At 31.3% G+C, this 17,615-nt stretch carries 19 protein-coding genes; 18 read left to right on the plus strand and 1 reads right to left on the minus strand.

Annotated features, from left to right (window positions below; genetic code table 11):
• Positions 1-48: 48 nt before the first annotated feature.
• The 18 genes from hemW to recO all read left to right on the plus strand — a co-directional run bounded on the left by hemW (position 49) and on the right by recO (position 16,049).
• Entirely contained in the window at positions 49-1,170 is a 1,122-nt protein-coding gene (hemW, locus tag HMPREF3046_RS01020) for a radical SAM family heme chaperone HemW (protein WP_002449698.1), read from the plus strand.
• Positions 1,171-1,273: 103 nt separating this feature from the next.
• On the plus strand, positions 1,274-2,251 hold the full coding sequence (hrcA, locus tag HMPREF3046_RS01025; protein WP_070715706.1) for a heat-inducible transcriptional repressor HrcA: 978 nt from the start codon (positions 1,274-1,276) through the stop codon (positions 2,249-2,251).
• 31 nt (positions 2,252-2,282) lie between these two features.
• Entirely contained in the window at positions 2,283-2,906 is a 624-nt protein-coding gene (gene grpE / locus HMPREF3046_RS01030; protein WP_070715708.1) for a nucleotide exchange factor GrpE, read from the plus strand.
• Between the two features lie 42 nt (positions 2,907-2,948).
• Complete coding sequence (gene dnaK, locus HMPREF3046_RS01035; protein WP_017176208.1) at positions 2,949-4,781, plus strand: molecular chaperone DnaK; 1,833 nt, start codon at positions 2,949-2,951, stop codon at positions 4,779-4,781.
• Positions 4,782-4,933: 152 nt separating this feature from the next.
• Entirely contained in the window at positions 4,934-6,064 is a 1,131-nt protein-coding gene (gene dnaJ / locus HMPREF3046_RS01040) for a molecular chaperone DnaJ (protein ID WP_070715710.1), read from the plus strand.
• Positions 6,065-6,066: 2 nt separating this feature from the next.
• Entirely contained in the window at positions 6,067-7,005 is a 939-nt protein-coding gene (gene prmA, locus HMPREF3046_RS01045) for a 50S ribosomal protein L11 methyltransferase (protein WP_070715713.1), read from the plus strand.
• A gap of 1 nt (position 7,006) precedes the next feature.
• Positions 7,007-7,759, plus strand: coding sequence for a 16S rRNA (uracil(1498)-N(3))-methyltransferase (locus tag HMPREF3046_RS01050; RefSeq protein ID WP_070715715.1), 753 nt, complete (start codon positions 7,007-7,009; stop codon positions 7,757-7,759).
• Between the two features lie 5 nt (positions 7,760-7,764).
• Entirely contained in the window at positions 7,765-9,111 is a 1,347-nt protein-coding gene (gene mtaB / locus HMPREF3046_RS01055; protein ID WP_070715717.1) for a tRNA (N(6)-L-threonylcarbamoyladenosine(37)-C(2))-methylthiotransferase MtaB, read from the plus strand.
• A gap of 132 nt (positions 9,112-9,243) precedes the next feature.
• Positions 9,244-9,420: a 30S ribosomal protein S21 gene (rpsU, locus tag HMPREF3046_RS01060; protein ID WP_002449867.1), complete on the plus strand. Its 177-nt coding sequence runs from the start codon at positions 9,244-9,246 to the stop codon at positions 9,418-9,420.
• A gap of 149 nt (positions 9,421-9,569) precedes the next feature.
• Positions 9,570-10,277: an NfeD family protein gene (locus HMPREF3046_RS01065; RefSeq protein ID WP_070715719.1), complete on the plus strand. Its 708-nt coding sequence runs from the start codon at positions 9,570-9,572 to the stop codon at positions 10,275-10,277.
• Between the two features lie 14 nt (positions 10,278-10,291).
• Positions 10,292-11,278 (plus strand): flotillin-like protein FloA, encoded by a 987-nt coding sequence (gene floA, locus HMPREF3046_RS01070; RefSeq protein WP_002449729.1) that lies wholly within the window; start codon positions 10,292-10,294, stop codon positions 11,276-11,278.
• A gap of 16 nt (positions 11,279-11,294) precedes the next feature.
• Positions 11,295-11,921, plus strand: coding sequence for a hypothetical protein (locus tag HMPREF3046_RS01075; protein ID WP_070715721.1), 627 nt, complete (start codon positions 11,295-11,297; stop codon positions 11,919-11,921).
• Positions 11,922-12,195: 274 nt separating this feature from the next.
• Positions 12,196-13,143: a PhoH family protein gene (locus HMPREF3046_RS01080; RefSeq protein WP_002449734.1), complete on the plus strand. Its 948-nt coding sequence runs from the start codon at positions 12,196-12,198 to the stop codon at positions 13,141-13,143.
• On the plus strand, positions 13,144-13,605 hold the full coding sequence (gene ybeY / locus HMPREF3046_RS01085) for an rRNA maturation RNase YbeY (RefSeq protein WP_070715725.1): 462 nt from the start codon (positions 13,144-13,146) through the stop codon (positions 13,603-13,605).
• Positions 13,601-13,948, plus strand: a complete 348-nt coding sequence (locus HMPREF3046_RS01090) for a diacylglycerol kinase family protein (RefSeq protein WP_070715727.1) — start codon at positions 13,601-13,603, stop codon at positions 13,946-13,948. Before ybeY ends, HMPREF3046_RS01090 begins: the two co-directional genes overlap by 5 nt.
• A 13-nt stretch (positions 13,949-13,961) precedes the next feature.
• Positions 13,962-14,366: a cytidine deaminase gene (cdd, locus tag HMPREF3046_RS01095; protein ID WP_070715730.1), complete on the plus strand. Its 405-nt coding sequence runs from the start codon at positions 13,962-13,964 to the stop codon at positions 14,364-14,366.
• A complete protein-coding gene (gene era / locus HMPREF3046_RS01100; RefSeq protein WP_070715731.1) occupies positions 14,367-15,266 on the plus strand; it encodes a GTPase Era in 900 nt (299 codons plus the stop codon).
• A gap of 33 nt (positions 15,267-15,299) precedes the next feature.
• Positions 15,300-16,049, plus strand: a complete 750-nt coding sequence (gene recO, locus HMPREF3046_RS01105; protein ID WP_070715733.1) for a DNA repair protein RecO — start codon at positions 15,300-15,302, stop codon at positions 16,047-16,049.
• 72 nt (positions 16,050-16,121) lie between these two features.
• Here recO and HMPREF3046_RS01110 read toward each other — a convergent pair whose 3' ends face one another.
• On the minus strand, positions 16,122-17,513 hold the full coding sequence (locus HMPREF3046_RS01110; protein ID WP_070715734.1) for a glycine--tRNA ligase: 1,392 nt from the start codon (positions 17,511-17,513) through the stop codon (positions 16,122-16,124).
• Positions 17,514-17,615: the final 102 nt, after the last annotated feature.

Genomic DNA, 17,615 nt, shown 5'->3' on the forward strand with positions numbered 1-17,615 from the left:
GTTCCAACCTCGTTTGTGTTTTAAAAACTTAAAATTGAGGGTGTAACTATGTCAATAAAAAGTGCGTATATTCATATACCTTTTTGCGTTAGGATTTGTACATATTGTGATTTTAATAAGTACTTTATTAACAAACAACCAGTAGATGAATATATTTCTGCATTAATTAAAGAAATGAAAACAAGTGAAATTAGAAATCTTGAAACAATGTACGTTGGAGGAGGTACGCCTACAGCTTTAAATCTCAAGCAACTTGAAACACTTTTAAAAGCAATACAGTCAACTTTTTCAATTAAAGGTGAATATACATTTGAAGCAAACCCCGATGAATTAACTTTAGATAAAGTGAAATTACTGCACTCATATGGTGTAAATAGAATTTCTATGGGTGTACAAACATTTAAACCAGAATTACTAAAAATTCTAGGTAGAACACATAAAACTCAAGATATATATAATGCTGTAGATTATGCTAGAAAAGCAAATATTGAATCGATTAGTTTAGACCTAATGTATCATTTACCAACTCAAACATTAGACGATTTTTCAGATAGTCTTAATAGAGCAATACAAATGGATATAGATCATATTTCAAGTTATGGATTAATTTTAGAACCTAAAACTCAATTTTATAATATGTATCGAAAAGGCAAATTAAAATTGCCAAACGAAGATCTAGGAGCTGAAATGTACCAATATTTAATGAATGTTTTAGGAGAAACCTCATTTAAACAGTATGAAATCTCAAATTTCGCCAAGTCTCATCATGAATCAAGACATAATAAGACTTACTGGCTAAATGAAGAATATTATGGTTTTGGAGCAGGCGCAAGTGGATATGTAAATGGAGAACGCTATTCGAATCTCAATCCTGTTAATCATTACATCAATGCTATTAATAATCATCAACGTCCTATTTTAACTTCCAATTTCCCTACTCAATCAGAAAGAATGGAAGAAGAAATGTTTTTAGGATTAAGAATGAATAAAGGTGTCGATAAAGTTAAATTTCTTTCAAAATTTGGTACCTCAATGGATAAAGTGTTTGGTGAGACAATAAATAATCTGAAAAAGAAAAATTTACTTTATGAAAGAGATAACCATATTTCATTGACAAACAGGGGAAAAATCATTGGAAATGAAGTTTTTGAAGCATTTCTATTAAATTAATAAATTTTTTTGAAAAATAAGAGCTTTAACGTTGACTTACTTTGACCAATTTGTTAAATTATAATTAGCACTTGAGACAAAGGAGTGCTAATGAGGTGAAGACATGATTACAAATAGACAATTAAGCATTTTAAATGCAATTGTTGAAGATTATGTTGATTTAGGACAACCGATAGGTTCTAAAACCTTAATTGATAGACATAACTTAAATGTAAGCCCAGCTACTATTAGAAACGAAATGAAGTATTTGGAAGAGTTGAATTTTTTAGAAAAAATTCATTCATCTTCAGGGCGTGCACCTTCTGAACAAGGTTTTAGATTATACGTCAATCAATTGTTAAAACAAACATCTCATCAAAAACAAAATAAAGTTCAACGTTTAAATCAACTTTTGATTGAGAATCATTATGATATTTCTTCAGCCCTTAGTTATTTTGCTGATGAATTATCAATAAAATCTCAATATGCAACGTTGGTTGTTCGACCTAATCACAAAACAGATATTATAAATAATGTTCATTTGATTCGTGCAAATTCGTCTATAATTATAATGGTCATCATCTATAATTCTGGACATGTAGAACATTTACATTTAAGTGAATCAATGGAGTTTGACGATGATAGGTTAACAAGGATTTCAAATTTTTTGACTGATAATTATTATAAAAGTCAATTTGATTTTAATAAGAAGTTAAAACAATTTACAAATTCTATTGCGGAACAATCCTTTATAAATGAATTAACTATCATGCTAACTTCTCATCTCCATAAACAAAGTAATAGCATTTTTATGGGTGGAAAGGTTAAACTTATTGATGCACTGAACGAAACCAATGTTTCTTCTATTCAGCCAATCTTACAATATCTAGAATCAGAAAAAATTATCGAGTTACTAGAAAATATTTCCACTTCTGAAATTAATGTTAAAATTGGCCACGAAATAGATGAAGGGTTAAGTGATATTTCAATTATAACGAGCCAGTACCATTTTGATGATGCACTAAAAGGACAAATTGCGGTTATCGGACCAACTGCGATGCATTATCAAAATGTGATTCAATTACTTAATCAAATATGGTGAATCTAATTGTAATTATATTGGAGGGCATAAAATGACAGAAAAAGACGAATCAGTGAAAAATAACACTGAACATACTGAAGAAAATGAAACCGTTAAAAACGAAGCGTCGTCTTCAAATGATGTAGAAAATAATCCTTCTGAAGAAGAATTAAATAATGAATCTACATCTGAACATGATAATGAAGATAAAAATGATCAATCTAAAGACGAAGAGATTCAACAATTACAATTAAAAGCAAATGAAAATGAAGAAAAATATTTAAGATTATATGCTGAATTCGAAAATTATAAGCGTCGAATTCGAAATGAAAATGAAACAAATAAAAAATATCAAGCTCAACCCGTGCTTACTGATATTTTACCTACTATCGATAACATTGAACGTGCACTGAAAATTGAGGGTGATGATGAATCATTTAAATCTCTCAAAAAAGGCGTTCAAATGATTCATGAAAGCTTATTAAGAGCATTAAAAGACAATGGCTTAGAAGAAATTGAATCTGAAGGTCAAGAATTCGATCCAAACTTCCATCAAGCTGTTGTTCAAGATGACAATCCTGATTTTAATTCTGGTGAAATCACTCAAGAATTACAAAAAGGGTATAAATTAAAAGATAGAGTTTTAAGACCATCTATGGTCAAAGTTAATCAATAAGATTTAAATTTGAAAAATTTTTAAAATTGGAGGAATTTTATTATGAGTAAAGTAATAGGTATTGACTTAGGTACTACAAATTCTTGCGTATCTGTATTAGAAGGAGACGAACCTAAAGTAATTCAAAATCCTGAAGGTGCTAGAACAACTCCATCAGTTGTGGCATTTAAAAATGGTGAAACTCAAGTAGGTGAAGTTGCTAAACGTCAAGCAATTACAAACCCAAATACTGTACAATCAATTAAACGTCATATGGGTACAGATTATAAAGTAGATATTGATGGCAAATCATATACACCACAAGAACTTTCAGCAATGATTTTACAAAATTTAAAAAACACTGCTGAAAGTTATTTAGGAGATAAAGTGGATAAAGCAGTAATCACTGTGCCTGCTTATTTCAATGATGCTGAACGTCAAGCTACTAAAGATGCTGGTAAAATTGCTGGTTTAGAAGTAGAACGTATCATTAACGAACCAACAGCTGCAGCATTAGCTTATGGTTTAGATAAAACTGAACAAGATCAAAAAGTCTTAGTATTTGACTTAGGTGGCGGTACTTTCGACGTTTCTATTCTTGAATTAGGCGATGGCGTATTCGAAGTATTATCAACTGCAGGGGATAACAAACTTGGAGGGGACGACTTTGACCAAGTAATCATCGACTATTTAGTATCAGAATTCAAAAAAGAAAATGGTGTTGACTTATCACAAGATAAAATGGCGTTACAACGTCTTAAAGACGCTGCAGAAAAAGCTAAAAAAGATTTATCTGGTGTATCTCAAACACAAATCTCATTACCATTCATTTCAGCTGGAGAAAATGGTCCATTACACTTAGAAATCAACTTAACTCGTTCTAAATTTGAAGAATTAGCTGATTCATTAATCAGAAGAACAATGGAACCAACTCGTCAAGCACTTAAAGATGCTGGCTTATCTACTTCTGAAATTGATGAAGTTATCCTAGTTGGTGGTTCAACTCGTATTCCTGCAGTACAAGAAGCAGTTAAAAAAGAAATTGGTAAAGAACCTCATAAAGGTGTAAACCCAGATGAAGTTGTTGCAATGGGTGCTGCTATCCAAGGTGGCGTAATTACTGGTGATGTTAAAGACGTTGTATTATTAGACGTAACTCCATTATCATTAGGTATCGAAATTATGGGTGGTCGTATGAATACGTTAATTGAACGTAATACAACAATTCCAACATCAAAATCTCAAGTATATTCAACAGCAGCTGACAATCAACCAGCAGTAGACATTCACGTATTACAAGGTGAACGTCCAATGGCTTCAGATAATAAAACATTAGGTAGATTCCAATTAACTGATATTCCACCAGCTCCACGTGGTGTACCTCAAATTGAAGTAACATTTGATATTGATAAAAATGGTATCGTAAACGTTACTGCAAAAGACTTAGGTACAAATAAAGAACAAAATATCACTATTCAATCAAGTTCTGCATTATCTGATGAAGAAATTGATCGTATGGTTAAAGATGCTGAAGAAAATGCTGAAGCAGATAAACAACGTCGTGAAGAAGTAGACTTAAGAAACGAAGCAGATAGCTTAGTATTCCAAGTTGAAAAAACAATTAAAGACTTAGGTGAAAATATCAGTGAAGAAGACAAATCAAATGCTGAAAGCAAAAAAGATGCACTTAAATCAGCATTAGAAGGTCAAGATTTAGATGATATTAAAGCTAAAAAAGAAGAATTAGAACAAGTAATTCAAGAATTATCTGCTAAAGTATATCAACAAGCTCAACAAGCTCAACAACAAGCACAAGGTAGTTCACAACAATCAAATGATAGCAATGTTGAAGATGCTGAGTTCAAAGAAGTTAAAGACGATGAAGATAAAAAATAAAGCTAATCGTTTATAACGTTTACTATGTAAACATTTATAAATGTAAGCCAAAAAGTCAAAGTCAATTGAACATTGGCTTTGACTTTTTCTTTTATAGTTAAGATACTTGAGTATGTGTTTCAATTATAAAATTTAGAAAAGGAGAGATACTTATGGCTAAAAGAGATTATTATGAAGTTCTTGGCGTAAGTAAAGATGCTTCAAAAGATGAAATTAAAAAAGCATATCGTAAATTATCAAAAAAATATCATCCGGACATCAATAAAGAAGAAGGCGCCGATGAAAAGTTTAAAGAAATTTCTGAAGCATACGAAGTTCTAAGTGATGACAATAAACGTGCAAATTATGACCAATTTGGACATAGCGGTGCCCAAGGTGGATTTGGCAGTCAAGGATTTGGTGGACAAGACTTCAGTGGCTTCGGTGGAGGCTTTGAAGATATATTTAGTTCATTCTTTGGTGGTTCACGTCAAAGAGATCCAAATGCACCTAGAAAAGGTGACGACTTACAATACACAATGACTTTAGAATTCGATGAAGCTGTTTTTGGTACTAAAAAAGAAATTTCTATTCGAAAAGATGTTACATGTCATACATGTCATGGTGATGGTGCTAAACCAGGTACAAGTAAAAAAACATGTAGCTATTGTCATGGTTCAGGACATGTATCTGTTGAACAAAATACAATTTTAGGACGCGTAAGAACTGAACAAACTTGTCCTAAGTGTGATGGTAGTGGTCAAGAATTTGAAGAACCATGTCCAACTTGTCATGGTAAAGGTACTGAAAATAAAACAGTAAAATTAGAAGTAACTGTACCTGAAGGTGTAGACAATGAACAACAAATCCGTCTTGCTGGTGAAGGTGCACCTGGTGAAAATGGCGGTCCACATGGTGATCTTTATGTAGTATTTCGTGTTAAACCTTCTGACAAATTTAGAAGAGATGGCGATGATTTATTCTATGAACTTAACATTAGCTTCCCACAAGCATCACTTGGCGATGAAATCAAAGTACCAACTCTAAACAGTAATGTTATGCTTACAATTCCTGCTGGTACTCAAACAGGTAAACAATTCCGTCTTAAAGAGAAAGGTGTTAAAAATGTTCATGGATATGGACATGGTGATTTATTTATTAATATAAAAGTTGTCACACCAAATAAACTAACTGATAGACAAAAAGAATTAATGAGAGAATTTGCGGAAATCAGTGGTGAAAATCCGGAAGAACAACCTGCTAATTTTAAAGACAAAGCTCGTAAATTCTTTAGAGGTGAATAGTCATGAACTGGACAGAATTTGCAGTCACTGTAAATCATGAAGTTGAATCTTTAGTCACTAACATATTAGAAAACTACGGTTCAAATGGAGTAGTGATAGAAGATTCAAATGATTTAATTAATCAACCTACTGATAAATTTGGTGAAATCTACGAATTAAAAAAAGAAGATTACCCTGAACAAGGTGTGAGATTAAAAGCATATTTTAATGAATTGAAATATAACACTCAATTTAAAAATAAATTAAAAAATGAAATATTAAATTTGGATCTTATAGATGATTCAGTAGTTGAGTTTTCAGCAAAGACTATTGCTGAAGTAGATTGGGCTAATGAATGGAAGAATTATTTTCATCCTTTTAGAGCTTCTAAGAGATTTACAATTGTTCCAAGTTGGGAAGACTATTCAAAAGAATCAGAAGATGAAATGTGTATAGAATTAGATCCTGGAATGGCTTTTGGTACTGGAGATCATCCAACAACAAGTATGTGTCTAAAAGCGATTGAAACTTATGTAACACCAGATTTCTCAGTTATTGATGTAGGCACAGGTTCTGGTATATTAAGTATCGCTAGTCACTTAATAGGTGTCAAAAGAATTAAAGCCTTAGATATAGACGAAATGGCTGTTGGTGTGGCTAAGGAGAATTTTAGAAAAAATCATTGTGAAAATGCTATTGAAGCCATTACCGGTAATCTATTAAAAGAAGAAAATGAAAAATTTGATGTAGTTATCGCAAATATTTTAGCTCATATTATTGATGAAATGATTGAAGATGCTTATAATACACTAAATGAAGATGGTTATTTTATAACTTCAGGTATTATAGAAGAAAAGCATGACGATATACTGTCACATATGAAGCGTGTTGGATTCAATATTGTATCAATCAATCATGACAATGGATGGGTTTGCATTGTTGGTCAGAAAGTGAGTGAATAATTTGCAACGATACTTTATCAATCAAAACGCTGATGCTCATCAGCGTTTTTTTATTACTAATGAAGAAGATATACATCATATCAAAAATGTAATGAGAAATACGATTGGTAATAAAATTATAATTAATTTTAATGATAAAAAAGTATTTATTACTGAAATCACAAATATAAGTTCTAATCAAATTGAAGTTTTACCAATAAACCAATTAGATATCGACACTGAATTACCAGTTGATGTAACAATTTGTAGTGGTTTAATAAAAGCTGATAAATATGAATGGTTGCTTCAAAAAAGCACTGAATTAGGGGCTAATCATTTTATTTCAGTGGGTATGGATCGTTCTGTAGTTAAATTACAAGAGAACAAGGTACAAAAGAAAATAGATAGATGGCAAAAGATTGTAAAAGAAGCTGCTGAACAAAGTTATAGACTTGTTATTCCTGATGTTAAATTTCATTCGAATTTAAAAGCAATTTATGATACCATAAATAATTATGACTATGTGTTACTAGCATATGAAGATGAAGCTAAGCATGGTGAAAAAAGTCGATTTAAAAATATTTTAAACAACTTTCAAACGAATAATCGTGTGTTAATCATATTTGGACCTGAAGGTGGTTTTTCCGATAAGGAAATTGACTTATTTAGGGATGTCAGCTTAAACGTTGGTTTAGGCCCTAGAATATTAAGAGCAGAAACTGCGCCACTATATGCACTTAGTGCTATAAGTTTTGAGAAAGAATTGATGGGGTGAATTAAATGGCAACAGTAGCGTTTCATACTTTAGGTTGTAAAGTAAACCATTATGAAACTGAAGCAATATGGCAATTATTTAAAGATGCTAATTATGAAAGAGTAGATTTTGAAACTAATGCAGATGTATATGTCATTAATACTTGCACTGTGACTAATACAGGTGATAAAAAAAGTAGACAAGTCATTAGAAGAGCAATACGTCGTAATCCTGAGGCAGTAGTGTGTGTTACAGGTTGTTATGCACAAACCTCTTCTGCTGAAATTATGGAGATTCCAGGCGTAGATGTCGTTGTTGGTACTCAAGATAGACATAAATTACTTAGTTATATTGATCAATTTAGAAAAGAACGTCAACCAATTAATGGTGTTGGAAATATTATGAAAAATCGTACATATGAAGAACTAGATGTACCTTATTTTACGGATAGAACTCGTGCATCTCTAAAAATTCAAGAAGGTTGTAATAACTTTTGTACGTTCTGTATTATTCCATGGGCACGTGGTTTAATGCGCTCTAGAGATCCTGAAAAAGTAGTTGAACAAGCAACACAATTAGTTCAATCTGGATATAAAGAGATTGTATTAACTGGTATTCATACCGGTGGATACGGTCAAGATTTAAAAAATTATAATTTAGCTCAATTACTCAGAGATCTTGAGAAAATTGATGGTTTAGAAAGAATTCGAATTTCTTCAATTGAAGCCAGTCAACTTACTGATGAAGTCATTGACGTTCTAAAAAAATCTAATAAAGTGGTTAGACATTTACATGTACCATTACAATCAGGTTCTGATACAGTATTAAAACGTATGCGTCGTAAATATACTATGGAACGTTTTTCAGAAAGACTAACAAAATTACATGATGCATTACCTGATTTAGCGGTTACAAGTGATGTTATAGTAGGTTTCCCAGGAGAAACTGAAGAAGAATTCCAAGAAACATATGATTTTATAGTTAAACATAAATTCTCAGAGTTACATGTTTTCCCGTATTCACAACGTATTGGTACACCTGCTGCACGTATGGATGATCAAATTGATGAGTCAATTAAAAACGAACGTGTGCATAAACTTATTGCTTTAAGTGATCAACTTGCTAAAGAATATGCATCAAAATTTGAAAATGAAGTTTTAGAAGTGATTCCAGAAGAAGTAGGGGAAACACAAGATACATTAGTAGGTTACGCAGATAATTATATGAAAGTTGAATTTGAGGGTAGTGAGGATTTAATCGGTGAGATTGTTAAAGTTAAAATTAATAAAGCTGATTATCCAATTAACATGGGTAGTGCAGTTAGAATCGTTAATCATGCTACTAATAAAACTGAAGAAGGCGTATTATTATAAATTTTTGAAATTATAAAGATTTATAATTGACCATAATTATTTCATATATTATACTAAATAAAGCATAGTTAATTATTTCTATGCAATTATTGACTTTAAGTTTCGTTGATATTTGGAGGGAGGGAAATACAGATGTCTAAAACAGTAGTACGTAAAAATGAATCACTAGAAGATGCATTACGTAGATTTAAACGTTCAGTATCTAAAAGTGGTACAATCCAAGAAGTACGTAAACGTGAATTTTACGAAAAACCAAGTGTAAGACGTAAGAAAAAATCAGAAGCTGCACGTAAACGTAAATTCAAATAATTAATAGCTCTGTTGACTCCCTCAACATGAATGTTAATTATATATATCCTCTCAATTAGTTAAACTAATTGAGAGTTTTTTTATATTATTGTAATACTATAATATAGTATTTATTTCATGTATAATTTAATTGAGAGCGAGGTGAGATAATGATAAGTATAAGTTTGATACATATCGAGAATACTTTTGCTTCATTGAATCATTCGTGGTTGGATGATATGTCAAATATCATTGTTAATCCTATTGTTTTATTAATTCTTACATGTATTGTCTTTTTAGGTTTTTTATATCAACTTTACTCTAAAAGGATAAATATTATAGGTATTTTAGCTTCTCTAGCGTTACTTATTCTATTTCTAGGATTTTTAATTAGTGGCGATGTCAATTTGATTTCCATTTTATTGTTTTCCATGGGTATCATCTTAGTAATAATAGAACTATTCATTGTTGGAGCAGTAATTGGAATTATAGGAATAGTGCTTATTATTGTTAGTATGATTATGTTAGGAAATAATATTTTAGTTATGCTCTTTAATGTTATTATCGCTTTAATACTTTCTATTATAGAATGGGTGATTTTAGTGAAAGTATTTAATCGCAAAATACCATTTTTTGATAAAGTGGTATTGAATGATTCAACGAGTACAGAAGCTGGTTATAGATCTCATGATGATCGTTCTTACTTAGTGGGAGAAACTGCGTATACTACGACTGATTTAAGACCTGCTGGAATCATAACTTTAGATGACAAAAGAATTGATGCTGTTTCTGACGGTACATTTATCTTGAGAAATAAAAAAGTAAAGATTTTAGAGGTAGAAGGTAGTAGAGTAGTTGTAAGAGAAATAAAAATATAAAAGGAGTAAAGTCAATGTTAAATATTGGAATTATAATTATTGCGATTATTATCATAGTTGCTTTATTATTATTATTTTCATTTGTACCAGTCGGATTATGGATTTCCGCTATTGCTGCAGGTGTAAAAGTTAGTATTGCTACACTTGTAGGAATGCGACTTCGTAGAGTATCTCCTCGTAAAGTGATAGGTCCTCTTATTAAAGCTCATAAAGCAGGATTAAATTTAACAACAAATCAATTAGAATCTCATTATCTTGCTGGTGGTAATGTAGATAGAGTAGTGGATGCCAACATAGCAGCCCAACGTGCAGATATCAATTTACCTTTTGAAAGAGGTGCTGCAATAGACTTAGCGGGACGAGATGTTTTAGAAGCTGTTCAAATGTCTGTTAATCCCAAAGTGATCGAAACTCCCTTTATTACCGGTGTTGCGATGAACGGTATCGAAGTTAAAGCTAAAGCTAGAATTACAGTAAGAGCTAATATTTCTAGACTTGTAGGTGGTTCTGGAGAAGAAACAATTATTGCCCGAGTTGGTGAAGGTATCGTTTCCACAATTGGTTCTAGTGAACATCATACACAAGTACTAGAAAATCCTGATAATATTTCTAAAACAGTATTAAGTAAAGGATTGGATTCAGGAACAGCATTTGAAATTTTATCCATTGATATTGCAGATGTAGATATCGGTAAAAATATCGGCGCTGATTTACAAACGGAACAAGCACTCGCAGATAAAAATATTGCTCAAGCTAAAGCTGAGGAACGACGTGCTATGGCTGTTGCCTCTGAACAAGAAATGAAAGCACGTGTTCAAGAAATGCGTGCTAAGGTAGTAGAAGCTGAATCAGAAGTACCACTAGCAATGGCTGAAGCTTTACGTAAAGGTAATATCGGAGTAAAAGATTACTATAATTTAAAAAATGTAGAAGCAGATACAGGTATGAGAAACGCTATTAATAAACGTACCGAACAAAATGACGATGAATCACCAAATTAAATAGAGGGGTGATTAAATGAATATTGGAATTCTTATATTCGTTATTTCTGTGATTGTTACTGGTATTAGTGCAATGAGAGATAAAAGTCATGAACAACGAAAAAATCAAACGCCTCCACGCAAAAATACACAAGGACCTACGCAAAACACACCAAGAAAAAAAGGTATTTTTGAACAGATAGAAGAAGCTTTTAATGAGATGACATCAGAATTTGATGAAGAAGAACAAAATAAAAAAACGTCATCACAAAAACCATCTTCTAAAAGAGAAACGGTTCACAGTGATAAAAATCTTAAAAAAGAAGTTACGAAAGATAGTGATTCAACTTTACGAGAGAGATCTCAAAGTGAAAAAGATATGAAAAAACAGTTAGAAGACTCTCTATCAAAAGAATTATTTAATGTAAGATCTGAAATTGACAAGGAAAAAGAAAAACAACTTTCTTTAATTGAAAAGAAAGCTAAAGAAATTATTAATGATAAGTACTTATCTGAAAAAACGAAACGTTATAAACTGAATCAATTACTTAATAGTAAATCTATTGAGAAAAATATGACACATCAAACGTTTCAATTTGACAATGATCCGATAGTTAATGGAATTATTTGGCAAGAAATATTAAATAAACCTAAAAAATTATAAGGGGTTATAAATAAAAGAATAAGACAAGATTTACTGTCTCATTCTGACTTTTACAAGAGACTTTCTACGTGAAAGTCTCTTTATTTATGTTCCTAATATGTTAAGACGCGCCTAAAACACATGTTACTCCTGGTACTTTTTTATTATGTTATATTATCTTAGGTTAATTATTCATTCAAAACATTTAAATTTGTATACTTTATCATTGTTTAGTAAAATTTATATGAAAGATTAATTATTAATGACTATGTTTTATGTGAAAAGGAGCGCTTTTATGCCAGGAATAATTCAAATAGATAACATCAATCATTCTCAAGCTTTAATTGGTAATAATGATGAACACTTAAAATCGATTGAAGAAGCATTTGATGTTATCATACATGCTCGTGGGCAAGAAATTGCAGTAAAAGGTCAAGTATTAGAGCATGTTGAAAAAGCAGAATTAGTTCTTAAAAATTTATTAAAGGTAATTGAGTTAGGACATTCAATTACATTAAAAGATGTTGAAGCTGCCATAAAGATGGCTAAAAATGACACTATTCAATATCTGTTAGATTTATATGATGAAGAGATTACTAAAGATGCCTTTGGTAAAACAATTCGTGCAAAAACAATGGGGCAACGTCTTTATATTAATGCTATGAAACGTAATGATTTAGTATTTGGTATAGGTCCTGCTGGAACAGGTAAAACCTTCCTTGCAGTTGTGTATGCTGCAAAACAATTAAGAAAAGGCACTGTAAAAAGAATTGTTTTAACAAGACCAGCTGTAGAAGCTGGTGAATCATTAGGTTTCTTACCAGGAGACTTAAAAGAAAAAGTCGATCCATATTTAAGACCTCTTTATGATGGTTTAAATACTGTCTTAGGTAGAGAACAAACAGCACGTTTTATTGAACGAGGTACAATTGAAATTGCTCCCTTAGCGTATATGAGGGGGAGAACTCTAGATGATGCATTTGTCATTTTAGATGAAGCTCAAAATACAACACATGCACAGATGAAAATGTTTTTAACTCGTCTAGGATTTGGTTCAAAAATGGTTGTAACTGGAGACCAAACTCAAATTGACTTACCAAAAGGTGTTAAAAGTGGATTAAAAGAAGCTATCAAGAACCTTCGTGGTGTTAAAGGAATAAATATTATGGAACTAGATCAAAGTGATGTGGTACGCCATCCATTAGTAAGTAAAATTATCGAACGTTATGAAGGAGACAATTAAATGTTTACGATTGATTTCAATGATCATACAAATTTAGTTAAAGATGAATGGTATCATCAAATCGAAAACTTAATCAACTTTGCTAAAGAAAAAGAAAATATTCATGAAGATGCTGAATTGTCAGTTACTTTTGTAGATAAAGATGAAATTCAAGAAATAAATAAAAATTATCGAGATAAAGATAAAGTGACTGATGTTATTTCTTTTGCACTTGAAGAAGATGAACCAGATATTATTGGTTTAGATATTCCTAGAGTGTTAGGAGATATTATTATTTGTACTGATGTAGCTAAGGAACAAGCTGAATCTTATAATCATTCATTTGAAAGAGAACTTGGTTTTTTAGCTTTACATGGTTTTTTACATTTATTAGGTTATGATCATATGAATGAAGAAGATGAAAAAGAAATGTTTGGACGACAAAAAGAAATTTTAAACGCATACGGATTGACTAGAGATTAAATTTTTAAAACGATTTAAATACACTTTTGATGGATTAAAAACACTTCTTCAAAAAGATCATAATTATTTAATACACTTAATCTTCGCATTCATAACTATCATTTTAGGAATTGTCGTAAGGCTTTCTACTGTAGAATGGTTGTTTATTTTGTTAAGCATTACTTTGGTACTTACACTTGAAGCTGTGAATACTGCTATAGAATGCGTCGTAGATTTAGTTACTTCTGACTATCATGAATTAGCTAAACAAGCTAAAGATATTGCCGCCTTTAGTGTCATGGTTGTTTCAATCTTTGCACTAATTATGGGTTTAATTATTTTTATACCTCACATCTTTTTTTAAAGGGGACAATAAAATGAGTTATCAGTCACATTATTTTCAAGAAGTTAGAAAAGCTCAACAACGTGCTTATGTACCATATAGTCACTTTAAAGTAGGTGCATATTTAAAAACAAAAGACGGTCGCCATTTTTATGGAGCAAATGTTGAAAATGCAGCTTATCCAGCAACGATTTGCGCAGAACGATCTAGTTTAGTAGCTGCAATTTTAGAAGGCTATCGACCAGGAGATTTTGAATCAATAACGGTTACCGTTGACGCTGAACATCCGTCATCACCTTGTGGAACATGTCGTCAAGTATTAAAAGAACTCTGTGATGACGACATGCCTGTGTATATGACAAATCATAAAGGTGAGATGATTCAATCAACTGTAGCAGAACTATTACCTTACGGCTTTTCGGGAAAGGATTTAGAATAAATGACAGAACACAAATCAGGATTTGTATCTATTATAGGGAGACCAAATGTGGGAAAATCCACATTTATGAATAGGGTCATTGGACACAAAATAGCAATTATGTCAGATAAAGCTCAAACAACAAGAAATAAAATTCAAGGAGTAATGACAAGAGAAGATGCTCAAATCATTTTCTTAGATACACCAGGCATTCATAAACCTAAGCATAAATTAGGAGATTATATGATGCGTGTAGCTAAAAATACGCTATCAGAAATTGATGCTATTATGTTTATGGTAAATGTAAATGAAGATATTGGTCGTGGTGACGAATATATAATGGAAATGCTGAAAAATGTTAAAACACCAGTATTTCTAGTGTTAAATAAAATTGATTTAGTTCATCCAGACGCACTTATGCCTCAGATTGAAAAATATAAAACCTATATGGAATTTACTGAAATCGTGCCAATTTCGGCACTTGAAGGATTGAATGTGGATCATTTTATCGATGTACTTAAAGATTATTTACCTGAAGGTCCCAAATATTACCCCGATGATCAAATATCGGATCATCCAGAACAATTTGTAGTAGGCGAGATTATTAGAGAAAAAATCTTACATCTAACAAGTGAAGAAATCCCCCATGCAATAGGGGTAAATGTAGACAGAATGATTAAGGAAAGTGAAGAAAGAGTAAGAATTGAAGCAACTATTTTTGTTGAACGTGATTCTCAAAAAGGAATTGTCATAGGCAAGGGTGGGAAAAAACTTAAAGAAGTCGGTAAAAGAGCTCGACGTGATATTGAAATGCTTCTCGGATCAAAAGTTTACCTCGAATTATGGGTAAAAGTTCAGAAAGATTGGAGAAATAAAGTAAACTTTATTCGTCAAATGGGATATGTTGAAGATCAAGATTAACGTTTAAATTAATAGGAAAGCCGGTGAGATGCATTGTTAGAAAAACAAAAAGGAATTATCATAAAATCAGTAGATTATGGTGAATCCGATAAAATTATTACAATATTAAACGAGCATGGTGCTAAAATTCCTATTATGGTAAGACGTGCTAAGAAATCTAAAACCGGCTTGCAAGCTCATACACAACTCTTTGTGTATGGCTTATTTATTTATAATAAATGGAAAGGTATGGGAACGCTCAGTTCTATTGATGTCATAAACCAATATTATCAATTACGATTAGACATTTTTGATAGTAGTTATACAACTTTATGTGTCGAAGCAATAGATCGATCATTAGAACCAGATGAAGTTTCGCTATATCATTATAAGTTATTAAAATTTGTACTCAATAAAATTTCAGAAGGTAACTCTGCTCAATTAATGTCGATTATCGTATTATTGAAATGTATGAATAAATTTGGTTTTGGTGCATTTTTTGATTATTGTGCAATTACTGGTGATACTGATCAATCTAAGCTTATTGCTTACAGTTTTAAATATGATGGAACAATCTCAGAAACTGTATTAAATAAAGATCCTTATGCATTAAAGCTATCCAATAAAACATTTTATTTGTTGGATATTTTACAGAAGTTGCCAATTGATAAGATGAATTATTTTAATATTAGCCAAGCTTTATTAGATGAAATGTCAGAATTAATGATAATGCTGTATAGAGAATATGCTGGCATGTACTTTAAAGGTCAAAAATTAATTAATCAACTTAAGCGATTAGAATAATATAAAACGTTTAAATTAATTAAAAGAACCCACTTATTACTCATAGCAAGTAATAAGTGGGTTCTTGTTATATTAAAACTTAACTTTTTCAGCTAAGAATGTTTCTAATTCTGAGATTGGCATACGAACCTGTTCCATAGAATCTCTATCACGTACTGTAACTTGATTATCTTCTAATGAATCAAAATCAAATGTAATACAGTAAGGCGTACCGATTTCATCTTGACGACGATAACGCTTACCAATTGATTGTGATTCATCAAAGTCTACAGAAAACTTAGAACTTAATTGTTCAAAGATTTTAATTGCTTCTTCAGATAATTTTTTACTCAATGGTAAAACAGCAGCTTTATATGGTGCTAAAGCAGGATGGAAATGCATTACTGTACGAGCATCTTTACTACCTTCAACGCCTTCTTCATCATAAGCATCACATAAGAAAGCTAATGTAACACGATCTGCCCCTAAAGAAGGTTCGACACAATATGGAATATATTTCTCATTTGTTTCTGGATCATGATATCTGAAATCCTCTCCAGAATGCTCACTGTGCTTTTTCAAGTCAAAATCAGTACGGCTTGCAATACCCCATAATTCGCCCCAACCAAATGGGAATTTATATTCAATATCTGTAGTTGCATTAGAATAGTGAGATAATTCTTCTTCATCATGGTCACGTAATCTCATATTTTCTTCATTGATGTTTAAATCTTTTAACCATTGACTTGCGAATGTTTTCCAGTAATTTTGCCATTCAATTTCTTCACCCGGTTTACAGAAGAATTCTAATTCCATTTGTTCAAATTCTCTTGTTCTAAAAATAAAGTTACCAGGCGTGATTTCATTACGGAATGATTTACCAATTTGACCAATACCAAATGGTAATTTTTTACGCATTGAACGTTGAACGTTTTTATAGTTTACGAAAATACCTTGAGCAGTTTCTGGACGTAAAAATAGTTCATTAGTAGAGTTCTCAGTAACCCCTTGGAATGTTTTAAACATTAAGTTAAATTGACGAATATCTGTCCAATTGGCAGTACCACTTACAGGACATACAATACCTTCATCATCGATAATACGTTTCATTTCCTCAAAACTTAAGCCGTCAGCAATGAAATTTTCGTCACCTTTTTCATTTTGCATGTAATCTTCGATTAATTTATCTGCACGATAGCGAATTTTACTATCTTTATTATCAATCATTGGGTCGTTAAAATTACCTAAATGACCAGATGCTTCCCATGTTTTTGGATTCATTAAAATTGCAGCATCAATCCCAACATTGTATGGTGATTGAGTAATGAATTTTTGCCACCATGCTTTTTTAATATTATTTTTTAATTCAACGCCTAATGGACCATAATCCCATGTATTAGATAAACCACCGTAAATATCACTACCTGGGAATACAAATCCTCTATGTTTCGCTAGTGATACAATAGTATCCATATCTTTAACCATATTATCTCTCCTTTTAAAATAAAAACGTCCCAAGACAATAAATAAATATAAAATAATACTTATTATTATCTTGGGACGAGTTAATAATTCATCTATATAAAT

Source organism: Staphylococcus sp. HMSC070D05 (assembly GCF_001815595.1).
Taxonomy (GTDB): domain Bacteria; phylum Bacillota; class Bacilli; order Staphylococcales; family Staphylococcaceae; genus Staphylococcus; species Staphylococcus hominis.

Excerpts from the sequence above, each read along its gene's own strand:
- dnaJ (WP_070715710.1), top strand. The coding sequence starts at position 4,934 with ATGGCTAAAAGAGATTATTATGAAGTTCTTGGCGTAAGTAAAGATGCT.
- HMPREF3046_RS01065 (WP_070715719.1), top strand. The coding sequence starts at position 9,570 with ATGATAAGTATAAGTTTGATACATATCGAGAATACTTTTGCTTCATTG.
- cdd (WP_070715730.1), top strand. The coding sequence starts at position 13,962 with ATGAGTTATCAGTCACATTATTTTCAAGAAGTTAGAAAAGCTCAACAA.
- hemW (WP_002449698.1), top strand. The coding sequence starts at position 49 with ATGTCAATAAAAAGTGCGTATATTCATATACCTTTTTGCGTTAGGATT.
- dnaK (WP_017176208.1), top strand. The coding sequence starts at position 2,949 with ATGAGTAAAGTAATAGGTATTGACTTAGGTACTACAAATTCTTGCGTA.
- ybeY (WP_070715725.1), top strand. The coding sequence starts at position 13,144 with ATGTTTACGATTGATTTCAATGATCATACAAATTTAGTTAAAGATGAA.
- HMPREF3046_RS01080 (WP_002449734.1), top strand. The coding sequence starts at position 12,196 with ATGCCAGGAATAATTCAAATAGATAACATCAATCATTCTCAAGCTTTA.
- floA (WP_002449729.1), top strand. The coding sequence starts at position 10,292 with ATGTTAAATATTGGAATTATAATTATTGCGATTATTATCATAGTTGCT.
- prmA (WP_070715713.1), top strand. The coding sequence starts at position 6,067 with ATGAACTGGACAGAATTTGCAGTCACTGTAAATCATGAAGTTGAATCT.
- HMPREF3046_RS01075 (WP_070715721.1), top strand. The coding sequence starts at position 11,295 with ATGAATATTGGAATTCTTATATTCGTTATTTCTGTGATTGTTACTGGT.
- era (WP_070715731.1), top strand. The coding sequence starts at position 14,367 with ATGACAGAACACAAATCAGGATTTGTATCTATTATAGGGAGACCAAAT.
- HMPREF3046_RS01110 (WP_070715734.1), bottom strand. The coding sequence starts at position 17,513 with ATGGTTAAAGATATGGATACTATTGTATCACTAGCGAAACATAGAGGA.
- grpE (WP_070715708.1), top strand. The coding sequence starts at position 2,283 with ATGACAGAAAAAGACGAATCAGTGAAAAATAACACTGAACATACTGAA.
- mtaB (WP_070715717.1), top strand. The coding sequence starts at position 7,765 with ATGGCAACAGTAGCGTTTCATACTTTAGGTTGTAAAGTAAACCATTAT.
- rpsU (WP_002449867.1), top strand. The coding sequence starts at position 9,244 with ATGTCTAAAACAGTAGTACGTAAAAATGAATCACTAGAAGATGCATTA.
- hrcA (WP_070715706.1), top strand. The coding sequence starts at position 1,274 with ATGATTACAAATAGACAATTAAGCATTTTAAATGCAATTGTTGAAGAT.